Below are 15,780 nucleotides of genomic sequence, written 5' to 3'. Positions count from 1 at the left end.
GCGCCCGAAAGACTAAAACATTGAATTTTAGCGGGAATTCGACCCGAATGGGGCGCCGATGACCAACGGTGGTGGCATGGGGGGATTTTCGCGTCCCCCCTGCGGGTCACGTTCCGGCCGACGAGGTGCCGACGTTGGCGTGGCGGATCAGCGTGCGCGGCGCGTCATGAACAGGCCGAGGCCCAGCGCCGCGAGCGCCAGCAGCAGCGCGGGCGCGTTGCCGAAGCGGATGTACGGCGTGAGTCCGGCGTATGGCTGCACGGTGCCGGTGAGCACGCCCGTCGTCATGGCCGGCAGACGGGCCTGCACCCGGCCCTGTGCGTCGATGATCGCCGTGGTGCCCGTGTTCGTGGCGCGCAGCATCGGCCGTCCGGTCTCCAGCGAGCGCATGCGGGCAATCTGCAAATGCTGGTCGAGCGCAATGGTGTCGCCGAACCAGGCCAGGTTCGTCGAGTTCGCCAGCACGGTGGCGGGCTCGGGCATGTTGCGAAGCGTCTGCGCGATTTCCTCGCCGAACAAGTCCTCGTAGCAGATATCGAACGCCACCCGCTGGTCGCGCACCACGAACCCGGCTGGCGTGGCCGTGCCGCGCAGAAAGTCGCCCAGCGGAATGTGCATCATGTCGACGAACCAGCGAAAGCCCCACGGCACGAACTCGCCGAACGGCACCAGATGGTGCTTGTCGTATCGGTAGAGCGTGCGATCGCGCGGCGTCACGCCGAACAGGCTGTTGGTCAGGTCGGTCGGCCCGCGCTCGGTGAGCGTGGCCCCCACGGCGCCGAGCGCCACGTGCGAGCCGGTGCGGTCCGCGAATTCGCGGATCGACGCGGCGATGTCGGGCGGAATGCCTTGCAGCAGCACCGGGAAAGCCGTCTCCGGCGTCATGATGAAGTCGGCCGGCGCTGCCACGATCATGTCGCGGTACAGCGTCATGGCGTGGTCGATCCCGGCGCGCTCGAACTTCATGTCCTGCGCGACATTGCCTTGCAGCAGGCGCACGGTGATCGGCTTGCCCGACGGTGCGGTCCATGCGTGGCGCGACAGTCCCGCACCCGCGCCCAGCAGCGCGAGCACGCCGACCACCATGGCCAGGCGTCGCCCGGGCCGCACGGACGCGACGGCGGGCAGCACGGCCTGCGCGATCCCCGCGGCCGCCAGTGCGGCCAGGCCGCCCATGCCATACACGCCGACGAGCGGTGCAAAGCCCGCGAGCGGGCCGTCGACGTGGGCATAGCCGGGCGAGAGCCACGGAAAGCCGGTGAAGATGGTGCCGCGCAGCCATTCCGCGAGGATCCAGGCGCCGGCGAACGCGAGTGCGCGCCATGGGCCTGCCGGCCCCACCCAGCGCGTGACCCAGGTAGCGAGCGCCGGGTACAGCGCGAGATAGATCGAGAACAGCACGACGGCGGCGCCGGCCATGATGCCGGGCATGCCGCCGTAAGTGTGCATGCTGATATAGAGCCACCAGATGCCGCAGACGAACGACGCAGTGCCGAAGCAGCCGCCGAGCCATGCGGCGTCACGCCGCGAGGCGCTGCGCTCCACGAGCGCGAACAGGCCCGCCATGGCAAGCAGTTGCAGCCACCAGACGTCGCGCGGCGCGAAGGCCAGCATTTGCGCGATTCCGGCCAGACCGGCGAGCGCGCGCGCGCGCCAGGCCGGCCACGTGCGCCGCTCGGGCGCGTGGACGGTCATTTCCTGCATGGATCGATCATGAGGTTAATCGGGAGCGGCTCCAGGCCGGCTATTCGGCCTGCACGGCGGGCGCCGGTTCCACGCGCCGCAGGAGCAGCATGTGGACCTGGCGACCGTCGGCGCGCTGCACTTCGAATACGAGATTGCCGATGCGCATGCGCTCGCCCCGGCGAGGCACGCGACCGAACTGGTGCGTGATCATACCGCCGATCGTGTCGTTCTCGTCATCGTGGAACTGCGTGCCGAACGCTTCGTTGAATTGCTCGATCTCGGTGAGCGCACGAATGCGGTAGGTCCCATCCGGCGCGGCGATGATGTTGTCTTCCTCTTCGTCGAAATCGTATTCGTCCTCGATGTCACCGACGATCTGTTCGAGCACGTCCTCGATGGTGATGAGGCCCGCCACGCCACCGTACTCGTCCACGACGATGGCGATGTGGTTGCGATTGACGCGAAAGTCATGCAGCAGCACGTTGAGACGCTTCGACTCGGGAATGAACACCGCCGGGCGCAGCATGTCGCGCACGTCGAAGTCGTGATTGGCGTAGTAACGCAGCAGATCCTTCGCGAGCAGAATGCCGATGATGTTGTCGCGATTGCCTTCGTACACCGGATAGCGCGAGTGCGCCTGTTCCAGTACGAAGGGCATGAATTCTTCGGGCGTCTGCTCGATGTTGACGGCGTCCATTTGCGCGCGCGGCACCATGATGTCGCGTGCGCACAGATCGGCCACCTGGAATACGCCCTCGATCATCGCCAGGGAATCGGCGTCCATCAGGTTGCGGGCGTGAGCGTCTTGCAGAATTTCGAGCAACTCCGCACGCGACTCCGGTTCCGGGGAAATCAGATCGGTTAGGCGTTCGAGCAGAGAGCGAGGTTTTTCGGTGTTTTTTCGACCGGGTCGACTGGGATAAGGGTCGTTCATGACGGCGCGTCCAAGTTGGGCGGACGCCGAGCTGTTACAGGAACCCCAAGGATACACCAGATGTGCGGCAACGCCGCGTGAGCCGCGAGCGGCTGGCCTGCGCGAGATCGGGGCGCCGCGGTTCGCCGGCCTGCGCGACGCCGGCGGAAGGTCATGACGGGACGCTCAGTCGCCGTCACGTGCACCGCAACGGTGCAGTATCGCCTCGAGTGCGGGGTCGGCCATGCCGGCGTCGCGCAGCGCCTTGACGGTGCGGGCGACGTAGTCGCGCGTCGTGCCGTAGCGGCCCTGCGCGCAGTCGAACACCTGACGGATGATGGCGTCGGGCAGTCGGCCTGCGTAGCTTTTTACGTCGCGCCGCATCACGAACGCAAGCGCCGACTGCGTGCGACCGTCGCGCAGACGGCAGTTCAGCCATGCCGGACGATACGATCCCATGGCCATCTCGCGATACCAGAGCGTTTCGAATTCCTCGCGAACCCTGGCCGCGGCGAGCCGCAGCGCGACCCCGGCGCACGAGCCGCCCCGATCGAGCGCCAGCACCAGGCCCGGCTGTTCGGGGGTGCCGCGGTTCACGCGCGACCACAGGTATAGCCCGCGATGGTAGCCGTGCACGCGCGCATGCACGCTCTCCTCGACCGGCATGCCGGGGTTCCAGATGAGCGAGCCGTAAGCAAAGATCCAGAGATCCTGGCGACCGTCCCAACCCTCGAGCGCGGCGTCGAGCGAGCCAAGGAGCTCGTCGCGGCTCAGATGCCGCGAGACGCCGAGATCGGGCGGGTAGCGGTCGCAGGCCGGACCGCCCGATGCGCCGGACATCGGGGTGTCCGGAGGTGTCGAGGCGTCGGGAGTGCGATCCATGGGCAAAAGGGATTCGGGTGCGGGTTCAGGTGCGGCGCGGCCGCGCGGCGCCGGGAGCGGGTCGAGCCGATCGTGCGGGGCGCGCGGATTTCCGTGCGGCGGCTGCCCCGGTCGTGGCGGACTCCTTCGGCGCCTGGGCGGCCTTCTCGGCCGCATAGGGATCGGCGTAACCCAGTCCGGCGAGAATCTCTGTCTCCAGGCGCTCCATTTCCACCGCCTCGTCGTCTTCCTCGTGGTCGTAGCCCTGCGCATGGAGCACGCCGTGCACGATCAGGTGCGCGTAGTGCGCCTCGAGCGTGATCCCCTGTTCGTTCGCTTCGCGCTCGATCACCGGGCAGCACAGCACGATGTCGCCCGTCACCGGATCGCTCTCGTCTTGCGCGTAGGCAAACGTCAGCACGTTGGTCGCGTAGTCCTTGCCACGATAGCCGCGGTTGAGCGCCTGACCCTCGTCGGCATCGACGAAACGCAGCGTGAGTTCGGCGTCGGCCAGCAGCGCGGCCTGCACCCAGCGGCGCAGGGCGGTGCGCGAGAGCAGTGCCTTGTGCGCGGCGAACGCCGGTCCCGCGACGAACTGACTCGTGAGCGTGAGCGCGTGGCGCGCGGTGCTCATGCGTGGCCTCGCGAGGATCGCGCGGCCGGCGCTTCGGGCAGGTCGAGACCGGCCTCGGCGTGCTGCGTGTGCGCGTCGTACGCTTCGACGATGCGCGCGACCAGCGGGTGACGCACCACGTCCACGCTCGTGAAGCGGGTCATGGCAATGCCGCGCACGTTCTTCAGGATGACCTGCGCTTCCATCAGCCCGCTCTTTTGCCCGCGCGGCAGATCGACCTGCGTCGTGTCGCCGGTCACGACGGCCTTGCTGCCGAAGCCGATCCGGGTGAGGAACATCTTCATCTGCTCGGGCGTGGTGTTCTGCGCCTCATCCAGAATGATGAAGGCATGGTTGAGCGTACGCCCGCGCATGTAGGCGAGCGGCGCGATCTCGATCATCTGCTTCTCGAAATACTTCTGCGTCTTGTCGAAGCCCAGCAGGTCGTAGAGTGCATCGTAGAGCGGGCGCAGGTAGGGATCGACCTTCTGAGCCAGATCGCCGGGCAGGAAGCCCAGCCGCTCGCCCGCCTCGACCGCCGGGCGCGTGAGCACGATGCGCTTGACGGCGTCGCGCTCGAGCGCATCCACGGCGCAGGCGACCGCCAGATACGTCTTGCCGGTGCCGGCGGGGCCGATGCCGAAAGTCACGTCGTGCGAGAGGATCTGCTTGAGGTACTCGCGCTGGGCGGGCGTGCGGCCGTGCAGGTCGCTGCGGCGCGTGTGCAGCACGGGCGAGCCGTCCTGCGTTTCACCCGCGGCGAACGGGTTGTCGTCGCCATGGCGAACCGTCGGGGCCAGGCCCTGGCGCGTTTCCACGAGGCCGAGCTGGATGTCGTCGACGGACAGCGGTTCGGTGGCGCGGTTGTAAAAGCTCTCGAGGGCCTGCGTGGCGATCACGGCGCTCTTGCCGCGAACGGAGAAGCGATGCCCGCGGCGGGAAATCGCCACGTCGAGCGCCTGTTCGATCTGGCGCAGGTTTTCGTCGAGCGGGCCGCAAAGGTTGGCCAGACGGCGATTGTCGTCGCGCGGGGCGGTGAATTCTTGGACGGGTGCTTTCAAGATGATCCGGTCGGGTGCCTGTTCAGGTCGTTCGATGGTGTCGCCGGCGTGCGGCATCGGGCAGGCACCGCGTTTGGGCGGTGTGTCCGATGCGGCCGGGTCCGGTCATGGTCGCGAATTTCGCTCAGTGCGTGGTCACGAGTTCGCCACGCAGCGAGTGCGGGTAGGCGAAGGTGATCACAACGTCGGTCATCTGGCCGATCAGGGCCGCGCGCTGCGCTTCCGGTACGGGGAAGTTCACCACGCGGTTGTTCTCCGTGCGGCCCTGCAGCTCGTTCGGGTCCTTGCGCGACACGCCTTCGACCAGAATGCGCTGGCGCGAACCGACCATGCGCTGGCTGATGCGCGCGGCGTTCTCCTCGATGACCGCCTGCAGGTGTTGCAGGCGCCGCAGCTTGACCTCGCGCGGCGTGTCGTCCGGCAGGTTGGCCGCCGGGGTGCCGGGGCGCGGGCTGTAGATGAACGAGAAGCTCGTGTCGTAGCCGATTTCGTGAATCATCGCCATGAGCTTGTCGAAATCTTCCTCCGTCTCGCCGGGGAAGCCGACGATGAAATCGGACGACATCGACATGTCCGGGCGCACCTGGCGCAGGCGGCGAATGATCGACTTGTACTCGAGCACCGTGTAGCCACGCTTCATGGCCGACAGCACGCGGTCGGCGCCGTGCTGCACGGGCAGGTGCAAATGGCTCACGAGCTTGGGCACCCTGGCGTAGGTGTCGATCAGGCGCTGCGTGAATTCCTTCGGGTGGCTGGTCGTGTAGCGGATGCGTTCGATGCCCGGCACTTCCGCCACGTATTCGATGAGCAGCGCGAAGTCCGCGATCTCGCCGTCGGCCATCAGGCCGCGGTAGGCGTTCACGTTCTGGCCCAGCAGGGTGATTTCACGCACGCCCTGTTCGGCCAGGCCGGCGATTTCGGTGAGCACGTCGTCGAACGGGCGCGAGACCTCGTCGCCGCGCGTGTAAGGCACCACGCAGTAGCTGCAATATTTGGAGCAGCCCTCCATGATCGATACGAAGGCAGTCGCGCCTTCGACCTTGGCCGGCGGCAGATGGTCGAACTTCTCGATTTCCGGGAACGAAATGTCGACCTGCGAGCGGCCGGTCGAGCGGCGTGCCTCGAGCATTTGCGGCAGGCGGTGCAGGGTCTGGGGGCCGAACACGACATCCACGTATGGCGCGCGCTGCACGATGGCCGCGCCCTCCTGACTGGCCACGCAGCCACCGACGCCGATCACCAGGTCGGGCTTGATTTCCTTGAGCGCGCGCATGCGGCCCAGATCCGAGAACACCTTCTCCTGCGCCTTCTCGCGCACCGAGCAGGTGTTGAACAGAATGACGTCGGCGTCTTCAGGGGTGTCTGTCTTTTCGAGGCCTTCGGCTGCGCCGAGCACGTCCGCCATCTTGTCGGAGTCGTACTCGTTCATCTGACAGCCGAACGTCTTGATGTAAATCTTCTTTGCCATTGAGTGTGCGCCGTTCGCAGTGGTTGACCTGGGGGCGTCCGTATTGATGTTTCAGGGGTTGGGCCCGCGCCGGCGGGCCGGGTCGCAGAACAAAAGCGGCGGCCCAAACGCAAAAGCCGGCGTGGCCGGCCTGTCCGGACCTCCGTGGCGGGGCCGGTGTGTGGTGCACGCATTATACCGCGTGCACCGTCGGGGACGTGCGAGCGCTAGCGGTTGTCCTTCATCGCGGCGGCCAGCGCGCGAATGTTGTGCTGGAACAACTGAAGGTAGGTCGACGCTTCCGGATTCTGCGACAGGGCGTCGGAATACAGCTTGCCGTCGACCGTGACCCTGGCGTCTCGCGCGATGCGCTGGACCAGGCGCGGGTTCGAGATGTTTTCCATGAACACCGCCTTGATGCCGGTGCGGCGGATCACGCGAATCAGGTTGGCCACGTCCCGGGCGCTCGCTTCGCTCTCCGTCGACACCCCTTCCGGTGCGAGGAACCGGATGCCGAAGCGCTGGCCGAGGTAGCCGAAGGCGTCATGCGAGGTCAGCACCACGCGGCGCGACGCGGCGATCGGTGCCAGTTGCTTGTTCGCCCAGGTAATGAGGTCGTCGAGCGCACCGCGATAGTTCCTGGCGCGATCGGCGTAATACGTGGCGCCGGCCGGATCGGCCTGCGACAGCGCTGCGGCGATGTTGTCGACCATCGTTTTCACGCGCTCCGGATCCTGGAACATGTGCGGGTCGGATACCGTGTGGCCCTCGTCGACCATCGTTCGGGGCTTGAGGCCCCTGGTCACGGTCACCAGCGTGCCGGGATAGTGGCTCGACTTCATCAGCCGCGGCAGCCAGCCTTCGAAACCCAGGCCGTTGACGAAGAAGAGCTTCGTACCGGAGATCTTCGCCACGTCCGCCGGGGTGGGTTCGTAGACATGGGTGTCCTGATCCGGGCCGACGAGCGTGGTGACATCGACCCGGTCGCCGCCGACCACCTTCACGATGTCGGCCAGGATGCTGAAGCTCGCGCCCACGGGCAGGCGCGTATCCTGCGCGCGGGCCGGGCTGGCGAGGCTCAGCGCGAGGGCGACCATTGCGGCGAAGAATCCTGCACCCAGCCACGATTTGCCGCCCGTTTTACCCAATCCGAACATGTTTTCCTCTCTTAAAGCGCCGGGGCCTTCGCAGCGGATGCGCCGCCCGGCGAAATCAGCAGGGCGCCCAGGTAGGCGACTCCCGCCGTCAATACGATGGCCGGCCCGGAAGGGCAGGCCAGGTAATACGACATCAACAGGCCGATCACGCTCGACGCACTGGCGACCAGCCACGCCACGAGGAGCATGCCCGGCAACGTGCGGGCGACGAGCCGCGACGTGGCCGCGGGCAGCATCATCAGCCCGACGGCCATCAGCGTGCCCATGGCCTGAAAGCCTGCAACGAGGTTCATGACCGTGAGCACCGTGAAGCCGAGGTGATATCGCATCACGGTCTTGCCGCGGCTCTGGCCGAGGAAGGTCGGGTCGGCGCTGTCGAGCACGAGACCGCGATAATGCCACCCGAACCACAACAACGTCACTGTCGCGATCGCGGCCACCAGGATCAACGACGGGTCGTCGACCGCCAGCACCGAGCCGAAGAGCAGGTGCATCAGGTCCACGCTGTTGCCCCACTTCGACACGATGACCACACCGCCCGCGAGCGCGAGCAGGTAGAAGCCGGCGAACGAGGCGCCTTCGTCGAGCCGCGTGCGGCGACTCGACAGGCCGGCGAGCAGCGCCACGAGCAGACCCGCCACCATGCCGCCGCCGGCCATCCAGGGCAACGACAGGCCGCCGATCAGATACCCCACGGCCGCACCGGGCAGCACGGCATGGGAGAGCGAGTCGCCCATCAGGCTCATGCGGCGAAGCAACAGGAAGACGCCGACCGGCGTGCAGCCGATCGACAGCGCCAGGCTGCCGACGAGCGCATGCCGCATGAAGTCGAACTCGGCGAAGGGGCCGACCACCCAATCGATCAGCGCACTCACCGTCGATCTCCCGTCGTGGTCGTGATCGACACGCCCGAGAGCGGTGCATGGGCCGCGCGCGCCGTGTAGCCGCCCGCGCCGGACAGGCCGACGGCGGCACCCCCGCCTGCGCGCTCGCCGGACGGAAAGGCGCCGTGCAGACACGCCGCCGGCGTACCCGACGAAACCAGCCGGCCCGCCATCACGGCCACGTGCGCAAACCGCTCGAGCACCAGTGGCAGGTCATGCAGTACCGTCACCACGGTGCGACCTTCGTTGCGCCATTGATCCAGCAAAGCCAGCAACAGTTCCGCCGACGGTACGTCGATGCCAGTCAGCGGTTCGTCGAGCAAAACGATCGGCGCATCCTCGACGATCAGTCGGGCGAAGCGTGCGCGCTGCCATTGCCCCCCGGACAGGACTTCCAGCGGCTGGGTGCGCCGGTCGGCGAGACCGACGCGCGCCAGCGCGTCGTTAGCGCGCGCGAATTCGTCGCGGCCGAGGCGGCGAGCGTCGCCGGTGCGCCGCCACGTGCCGGTCAGCACGTATTCCTCGACGCACATCGGAAACCGATGATCCGTTTCCGGGCGCTGCGACAGATAAGCCACCGGCCCGTCGCACACGATCTTGCCCCGCGACGCCCTCTGCAGCCCCGCGAGCGCGCGCAGCAAGGTGGTCTTGCCCCCGCCGTTGGGGCCGACGACGGCCGAGAGCACGCCGGGCGCGAACGTGACGTTAACCCCTTCGAGCGCCGCGTTGGGGCCGAAATGCACCGAGAGATCCTGACAGCCGATCACGATGCGACTCCCAGCAGCGCCCAATAGACGAGTGCCCACAGCGGCAGGAGTACGAGCAGCGTCAAGGCGGTGCGTTCCCAGCCGGCGAGACGGTATAGCCAAACGGAAAAACGAATCATGGAGGCGGCGGTCGATGCCCGGACACAGTTTGCAACTGTGTAATAAATGCAACAAAGTTGCATTATTGCATGAAATGGCCGGGAAGCGGTGATGGCGGTGGAGTGCCGGGGCGACACAGGGCGTTACACAATCATCGCAGCACATTTTGGCGAACCGGCGTAACATGAGTTCACGCACGATCGACTGGCACGCTGTTCGCTTCATTCCAGAGATCGGCAATATGCAAGGTATCGATGAGACGGTGGCATGGTGCAGTGCCGCGGCCCGGCCGGAACCTCCGGCAAGCACGAGGGCGAAGCGGGATGCCCGTGGCCGATTCGTCCCGTCCGGTACGATTTCGCCGAGGAGGTTCGCCCGTTCAGATATCCGGCAATCGTCGACTTTTCGCCTGCGTTCGTCGGGTGCCGCACCTGCCGCTCGCACGACCTTCGCGACTTCGCGCCGTCGCGTTGCTTCGTCAGGAAAGCCCTCCGTCTTGCGCCCACGTCTTCGCGTTCGTCGACGTCGTCGGGCCCCCCACTTTTTTCCGCAGAACACGATACGAAGATCGTTGGGAAATCCATTGAATACATAGGATTCCTTAATGAATTGGACGCAAGGAAAAACGGCGATGAGTGCAGGCAAACCCGAGTGCGCAATGCGTGGGATGGTGCTTGAAAAAACGCTCGAATTTTGATGGGGCGGCATGGGCGTGCGCAATGCGTAGATCGAGCGCAAACCCTTGTGGAATGCGGGTTATCGTGGAGGCCTAGAGATGCGGAAAATATCTGGAGACAGTTTTTTTGTTTTGAGCATATGATGAGTTAACGGTTGCAATTTTTGGTGGCGCGTTTAAAGTCAACCTAAACGGATTTTGAGTCGTTCATGTGAGGGAGGGGACAGTGCGAATGGTTTCGCAATCGTCGCTCCGGCATGCAGTGAGCCAGGTCGAAACCATTGCGCAGTCATCCGGGTCTTGGGTAACAGGGCGGGCATCGCGTTGTGATGCTTTCCGATGAAGCGGGGGTGAGGCATATGGATATTTTCAGCCACTACACGACACGTTTCGAAGCACGCAGGGAAGAGGAATACAGCATCCAGGAATACCTGGAGATCTGTAAGAAGGATGCGACGGCTTATGCGACGGCCGCCGAGCGTATGCTGCGCGCCATCGGTGAGCCCGAGCTCATCGACACGCACCACGACCCGCGACTCTCGCGGCTGTTCTCCAACAAGATCATCAAGATCTATCCGGCCTTCCGCGATTTCTACGGCATGGAAGACACGATCGAGCAGATCGTCTCGTTCTTCAAGCACGCGGCGCAGGGCCTCGAGGAGCGCAAGCAGATCCTGTATCTGCTCGGGCCCCCGGGCGGCGGCAAGTCGTCGCTGGCCGAGAAGCTCAAGGCGCTGATGGAGGACGTGCCCATCTATTGCCTGAAGGGATCGCCGGTGCACGAGTCGCCTCTGGGTCTGTTCTCGCCCGAGGAAGACGGCAAGATTCTGGAAGAGGACTTCGGCATTCCGGTGCGGTATCTCAATACGATCCCGTCGCCGTGGGCCACCAAGCGCCTGAACGAATTCAACGGCGACATCACCAAGTTCCGCGTGGTGAAGGTGCGGCCGTCGGTGCTGCAGCAGATCGCCATTGCCAAGACCGAACCGGGGGACGAGAACAACCAGGACATTTCGTCGCTGGTCGGCAAGGTCGACATTCGCAAGCTCGAGGAATATCCGCAGGACGACCCCGACGCCTACTCGTATTCCGGCGGCCTGTGCCTGGCCAACCGCGGCCTGCTCGAATTCGTGGAAATGTTCAAGGCGCCGATCAAGGTGCTCCACCCGCTGCTCACCGCCACGCAGGAAGGCAACTACAAGGGCACGGAAGGGTTCGGTGCGATTCCATTCGACGGCATCGTGCTCGCGCACTCGAACGAAGCGGAGTGGCAGAGCTTCAAGGGCAACCGCAACAACGAAGCCTTCCTTGACCGGATCTATATCGTGAAGGTGCCGTACTGCCTGCGCGTGACCGACGAGGTGAAGATTTACGAGAAGCTCGTGAAGAACAGCTCGCTCGCCAATGCGCCACGCGCGCCGAACGTGCTGAAGATGCTCGCTCAGTTCGCCGTGCTTACGCGCCTGAAAGAGCCGGAGAACTCCAACATCTTCTCGAAGGTGCGCGTCTACGACGGCGAGAACCTCAAGGACATCGATCCGAAGGCCAAGTCGTATCAGGAATACCGCGACTACGCCGGCGTGGACGAGGGCATGACGGGCATGTCCACGCGCTTCGCCTTCAAGGTGCTCTCGAAGGTGTTCAACTTCGACAACACCGAAGTGGCGGCCAACCCGGTGCACATGCTGTACGTGCTCGAACAGCAGATCGAGCGCGAGCAGTATCCCGGCGAGGTCGAGAAGCGATACCTGGCCTATATCAAGGAATACCTGACGGCACCGTTCGTCGAGTTCATCGGCAAGGAAATCCAGACCGCCTATCTCGAGTCGTATTCCGAGTACGGCCAGAACATTTTCGATCGCTACGTGAACTTCGCCGATCTCTGGATTCAGGATCAGGAGTATCGCGATCCGAATACCGGCGAGATTCTCGATCGCACGGCGCTCAACGACGAACTGGAAAAGGTCGAGAAGCCGGCCGGGATCACCAATCCGAAGGACTTCCGCAACGAGATCGTCAACTTCGTCCTGCGCGCGCGCGCCAACAACGCGGGCAAGAATCCGCTCTGGACGAGTTACGAGAAGCTGCGCGCCGTCATCGAGAAGCGCATGTTCTCCACGACCGAGGACTTGCTGCCGGTGATCTCCTTCAACGCGAAGTCGTCCAAGGAGGATCAGGAAAAGCACGCCAACTTCGTCAACCGTATGGTGGAAAAAGGCTATACCCCGAAGCAGGTGCGTCTGCTCGTGGAATGGTATCTGCGCGTGCGCAAATCCTCGTAATCCATCGGGGCCACTATGTCAGCAATCATCGACAGACGGCAAAACGGCAAGAACAAAAGCGCCATCAACCAGCAGCGTTTCATCAAGCGCTACCGCGAGCAGATTCGTCGCGCGGTCGCGAAGGCGGTGGGTGGGCGCAAGATTACCGATATCGATGGCAGCGGACAGGTCTCGATCCCGGTCAAGGACATTTCGGAACCGTTGTTCCACCACGGACCCGGCGGGCGGCGGGAGATGGTGCATCCCGGCAACCGCGAGTTCGTGGTGGGCGACAACTTCGAGCGTCCGCCATCGGGTGCGGGCGGCGGCGGCAGCCGCGCCAGCGACTCGGGAGAGGGCGAAGACGATTTCGTCTTCAACCTCTCGCGCGAGGAGTTTCTGAAGTTCTTTTTCGAGGACATGGCCCTGCCGGACCTTGCCAAGCGCCGGCTCGCGCAGATTCCGGAGTTCCGCAAGGTTCGCGCGGGATATTCCATCGACGGCACGCCGTCGAACCTCAACGTCATTCGTACGATGCGCAGCTCGCTCGGCCGACGCATCGCGCTCACGGCGCCTTATCGCAAGCAGTTGCGCGAACTGGAAGCCGAGTACGCCGACGTGGTCTCGCGCGAGGGCGATACGTCGCCACGCGCATTGGCCCTGGCGCATGAGATCACTCACCTGCGCACTCGCGTCGAGGCGATTCCGTACATCGAGAAGCTCGATCTGCGCTACTCGAACCGGATCATGCAGCCGCGACCGCAAGCGCAGGCCGTGATGTTCTGCCTGATGGACGTGTCGGGCTCGATGGACCAGAGCCGCAAGGACCTGGCCAAGCGCTTCTTCATGCTGCTCTATCTGTTCCTGCGGCACAACTACGAGCGCATCGACCTGGTGCTCATTCGCCATCACACCACCGCGAAGGAGGTCAACGAGGACGACTTCTTCTACGCGAGGGAATCGGGCGGCACGGTGGTATCGAGCGCGCTCAAGCTGATGACGGAGATCATCGCCGATCGCTACTCGCCGAGCGACTGGAACATCTACGGGGCGCAGGTCTCCGACGGCGACAACTGGGACGGCGACTCGCCCATCTGCCGCGACATTCTCAACCAGACGATCATGCCGGCGGTTCAGTATTTCGCCTACGTGGAGGTGGCGAGCGCCGAGCCGCAGAATCTGTGGAACGAGTACCTGTCGGTCAAGCAGCAGCACCCGAATTTCGCGATGCAGCGCATCATGGAAGCGGCCGAAATCTACCCGGTGCTGCACGACCTGTTCAAGAAGAAGGCGGCCTGAAAGCGGTCGCCGCGTCGACGACGCAATGCGGGCAACGAGGACGCATCATGGCGTATATATCCACCGGATCGGAATGGACGTTCGAGCTGATTCAGCGCTACGAGCACGAGATCGCGCGCATCGCGAGGGATTTCAAACTCGATACGTACCCCAATCAGATCGAGATCATCACCGCCGAGCAGATGCTCGACGCGTACGCGACCGTAGGCCTGCCCATCGGCTATCACCATTGGTCCTACGGCAAGCACTTCCTGTCGTCCGAGCGTGGCTACAAGCGCGGACAGATGGGGCTCGCCTACGAGATCGTCATCAACTCCAACCCCTGCATCGCGTATCTGATGGAGGAGAACAGCATGACCATGCAGGCGCTCACCATCGCGCACGCCAGCTACGGTCACAACTCGTTCTTCAAGGGAAATTACCTGTTCCGCACGTGGACCAGCGCCGACGCGATCGTCGATTACCTGCTGTTCGCGCGCAACTACATCACGGAGTGCGAGCAGCGCTACGGCGAGCAATCGGTGGAGTTGCTGCTCGACTCCTGTCACGCGCTCATGAATTATGGCGTGGACCGGTACAAACGGCCGAAGCGGCTGTCGCTCGCCCAGGAGCAGGCGCGCCAGAAGGAGCGCGAAAACTATCTGCAAATGCAGATCAACGACCTGTGGCGCACGCTGCCGAACCATGCGCTTCACGATGACGACGACGACGGCCTCGATCCCACCGAGTCGGAGGATCCGCCGTTCCCCGGGGAGCCGCAGGAGAACCTGCTGTACTTCTTCGAGAAGAACGCCCCGAAGCTCGCCCCCTGGCAGCGTGAGATCGTGCGCATCGTGCGCAAGCTCGCGCAGTATTTCTATCCGCAGCGCCAGACCAAGGTGATGAACGAAGGCTGGGCGACGTTCTGGCATTACACGATTCTCCAGCAGCTCTACAAGGAGAAGCTCGTCAACGACGCCTTCATGATGGAGTTCCTGCACGCGCATACGAACGTGGTGTATCAGCCGTCCTTCGACAGTCCGTACTACAGCGGGCTCAACCCGTATGCGCTGGGCTTTGCGATGTTCCAGGACATCCGCCGCATGTGCGAGGCGCCGACTGACGAGGATCGGCGCTGGGCGCCGGACATCGCAGGCAGCGACTGGCTCACCACGCTCGATTTCGCCATGCGCAACTTCAAGGACGAGAGCTTCATCCAGCAATTCCTCTCGCCGAAGGTCATCCGTGACCTGAAGCTCTTCTCGGTGCTTGACGACGATCGCGACAGTCGCTTGCGCGTGACGGCCATCCACAACGATTCGGGGTATCGCGAGATTCGCGAGATGCTCGCGCAGCAGTACAACCTGAGCCAGCTCGAGCCGAACATTCAGGTGGCTCATGTCGATCTGCACGGCGACCGTTCGCTCACGCTGCGCCACGTGCAGAGCGATCGCCGTCCGCTTGACGACGGTTTCGAGGAAGTGCTCAAGCACGTGGCACGACTGTGGGGCTTCACCGTACGCCTCGAGACGGTTTTCGAGGATGGCCGCAGCGAAATGACGCACGAGACCAAGGTCGAGAAGCGGCGGCGCTATGCACTGAGCGCGTGATGAAGATTCCGTTTGTCGCGCTCGATCACGTGGTGCTGCGCACGAACGACGTCGCCCGCCTCGAGCATTTCTACGTCCACGTGCTCGGATGCACGCGCGAGAAAGTGCAATCCGACATCGGCCTGGTGCAACTGCGCGCCGGCGACGCGCTGATCGATCTGGTCGACGTGAGCGGCGCGATCGGACGTCAGGGCGGCGCGGCGCCGGGGCCGGAGGGGCGCAATCTCGATCACTTCTGTTTGCGTGTCGAGCCGTTCGATGCCGACGCGATCCGCCGTGGGCTCGCCTCGCACGGGGTGACGCTGGGGGAGGTGGCGCAGCGCTATGGCGCGCACGGGGAGGGCCCGTCGTGCTACCTCAGCGATCCTGACGGCAATGTCGTCGAACTCAAGGGGCCGCCGTCGCCTCACCGGGGCTGATGCTCTGGCGCCATCCCCTCGCAGGCGATGCGCTTCGCACGACCTGAC

Annotated in this window: 13 protein-coding genes and 1 pseudogene; 4 read left to right on the top strand and 10 right to left on the bottom strand. The window is 64.5% G+C overall.

Annotated elements, in window-relative coordinates; all coding sequences use genetic code 11:
- Positions 1-147: 147 nt before the first annotated feature.
- The 10 genes and pseudogenes from lnt to PMO31116_RS24280 all read right to left on the bottom strand — a co-directional run bounded on the left by lnt (position 148) and on the right by PMO31116_RS24280 (position 9,508).
- Positions 148-1,695: an apolipoprotein N-acyltransferase gene (lnt, locus tag PMO31116_RS09250; protein WP_150566563.1), complete on the bottom strand. Its 1,548-nt coding sequence runs from the start codon at positions 1,693-1,695 to the stop codon at positions 148-150.
- Positions 1,696-1,744: 49 nt separating this feature from the next.
- On the bottom strand, positions 1,745-2,620 hold the full coding sequence (locus PMO31116_RS09245) for a CorC family transporter (RefSeq protein ID WP_150566447.1): 876 nt from the start codon (positions 2,618-2,620) through the stop codon (positions 1,745-1,747).
- Between the two features lie 165 nt (positions 2,621-2,785).
- Entirely contained in the window at positions 2,786-3,439 is a 654-nt protein-coding gene (locus PMO31116_RS09240; protein ID WP_246185232.1) for a gamma-glutamylcyclotransferase, read from the bottom strand.
- 196 nt (positions 3,440-3,635) lie between these two features.
- Positions 3,636-4,094 (bottom strand): annotated as a pseudogene (gene ybeY, locus PMO31116_RS09235) (rRNA maturation RNase YbeY); the annotation flags it as partial.
- Entirely contained in the window at positions 4,091-5,191 is a 1,101-nt protein-coding gene (locus tag PMO31116_RS09230; protein WP_150566445.1) for a PhoH family protein, read from the bottom strand. The gene PMO31116_RS09230 and the pseudogene ybeY, both read right to left, overlap by 4 nt.
- A 67-nt stretch (positions 5,192-5,258) precedes the next feature.
- Positions 5,259-6,602, bottom strand: a complete 1,344-nt coding sequence (miaB, locus tag PMO31116_RS09225) for a tRNA (N6-isopentenyl adenosine(37)-C2)-methylthiotransferase MiaB (protein WP_023594229.1) — start codon at positions 6,600-6,602, stop codon at positions 5,259-5,261.
- Positions 6,603-6,808: 206 nt separating this feature from the next.
- Positions 6,809-7,738, bottom strand: coding sequence for a metal ABC transporter solute-binding protein, Zn/Mn family (locus PMO31116_RS09220; protein WP_150566444.1), 930 nt, complete (start codon positions 7,736-7,738; stop codon positions 6,809-6,811).
- 11 nt (positions 7,739-7,749) lie between these two features.
- Complete coding sequence (locus PMO31116_RS09215) at positions 7,750-8,613, bottom strand: metal ABC transporter permease (protein WP_217424730.1); 864 nt, start codon at positions 8,611-8,613, stop codon at positions 7,750-7,752.
- Positions 8,610-9,389, bottom strand: a complete 780-nt coding sequence (locus PMO31116_RS23645) for a metal ABC transporter ATP-binding protein (protein WP_174971028.1) — start codon at positions 9,387-9,389, stop codon at positions 8,610-8,612. Before PMO31116_RS23645 ends, PMO31116_RS09215 begins: the two co-directional genes overlap by 4 nt.
- Positions 9,386-9,508: a hypothetical protein gene (locus PMO31116_RS24280; protein WP_255343981.1), complete on the bottom strand. Its 123-nt coding sequence runs from the start codon at positions 9,506-9,508 to the stop codon at positions 9,386-9,388. Before PMO31116_RS24280 ends, PMO31116_RS23645 begins: the two co-directional genes overlap by 4 nt.
- A gap of 1,015 nt (positions 9,509-10,523) precedes the next feature.
- On the opposite strand from PMO31116_RS24280, the gene PMO31116_RS09205 reads away from it, so the two are divergent.
- Genes PMO31116_RS09205 through PMO31116_RS09190 form a run of 4 tightly spaced genes read left to right on the top strand, consistent with a single transcriptional unit; the run spans position 10,524 to position 15,732 of the window.
- Complete coding sequence (locus tag PMO31116_RS09205; protein WP_023594235.1) at positions 10,524-12,446, top strand: PrkA family serine protein kinase; 1,923 nt, start codon at positions 10,524-10,526, stop codon at positions 12,444-12,446.
- 15 nt (positions 12,447-12,461) lie between these two features.
- On the top strand, positions 12,462-13,724 hold the full coding sequence (locus PMO31116_RS09200) for a YeaH/YhbH family protein (RefSeq protein WP_023594236.1): 1,263 nt from the start codon (positions 12,462-12,464) through the stop codon (positions 13,722-13,724).
- A 47-nt stretch (positions 13,725-13,771) separates the two neighbouring features.
- Complete coding sequence (locus PMO31116_RS09195) at positions 13,772-15,313, top strand: SpoVR family protein (protein WP_150566442.1); 1,542 nt, start codon at positions 13,772-13,774, stop codon at positions 15,311-15,313.
- Complete coding sequence (locus tag PMO31116_RS09190; protein WP_150566441.1) at positions 15,313-15,732, top strand: VOC family protein; 420 nt, start codon at positions 15,313-15,315, stop codon at positions 15,730-15,732. The genes PMO31116_RS09195 and PMO31116_RS09190 overlap by 1 nt, the downstream gene beginning before the upstream one ends.
- The last annotated feature ends 48 nt before the right edge of the window (positions 15,733-15,780 follow it).

It is taken from the genome of Pandoraea morbifera (genome assembly GCF_902459575.1).
GTDB classification, from domain to species: Bacteria; Pseudomonadota; Gammaproteobacteria; order Burkholderiales; family Burkholderiaceae; genus Pandoraea; species Pandoraea morbifera.
Note: the sequence above shows the minus strand (reverse complement) of the source record. Positions and strands in the feature narration are given on the sequence as shown.

What these genes read in the sequence shown, in the direction of transcription:
- PMO31116_RS09220 (WP_150566444.1), bottom strand. Translation starts at nt 7,738, where the DNA reads ATGTTCGGATTGGGTAAAACGGGCGGCAAATCGTGGCTGGGTGCAGGA.
- PMO31116_RS09205 (WP_023594235.1), top strand. Translation starts at nt 10,524, where the DNA reads ATGGATATTTTCAGCCACTACACGACACGTTTCGAAGCACGCAGGGAA.
- lnt (WP_150566563.1), bottom strand. Translation starts at nt 1,695, where the DNA reads ATGACCGTCCACGCGCCCGAGCGGCGCACGTGGCCGGCCTGGCGCGCG.
- PMO31116_RS09190 (WP_150566441.1), top strand. Translation starts at nt 15,313, where the DNA reads ATGAAGATTCCGTTTGTCGCGCTCGATCACGTGGTGCTGCGCACGAAC.
- PMO31116_RS09200 (WP_023594236.1), top strand. Translation starts at nt 12,462, where the DNA reads ATGTCAGCAATCATCGACAGACGGCAAAACGGCAAGAACAAAAGCGCC.
- PMO31116_RS24280 (WP_255343981.1), bottom strand. Translation starts at nt 9,508, where the DNA reads ATGATTCGTTTTTCCGTTTGGCTATACCGTCTCGCCGGCTGGGAACGC.
- PMO31116_RS09230 (WP_150566445.1), bottom strand. Translation starts at nt 5,191, where the DNA reads ATGCCGCACGCCGGCGACACCATCGAACGACCTGAACAGGCACCCGAC.
- PMO31116_RS09195 (WP_150566442.1), top strand. Translation starts at nt 13,772, where the DNA reads ATGGCGTATATATCCACCGGATCGGAATGGACGTTCGAGCTGATTCAG.
- PMO31116_RS09245 (WP_150566447.1), bottom strand. Translation starts at nt 2,620, where the DNA reads ATGAACGACCCTTATCCCAGTCGACCCGGTCGAAAAAACACCGAAAAA.
- miaB (WP_023594229.1), bottom strand. Translation starts at nt 6,602, where the DNA reads ATGGCAAAGAAGATTTACATCAAGACGTTCGGCTGTCAGATGAACGAG.
- PMO31116_RS09240 (WP_246185232.1), bottom strand. Translation starts at nt 3,439, where the DNA reads ATGTCCGGCGCATCGGGCGGTCCGGCCTGCGACCGCTACCCGCCCGAT.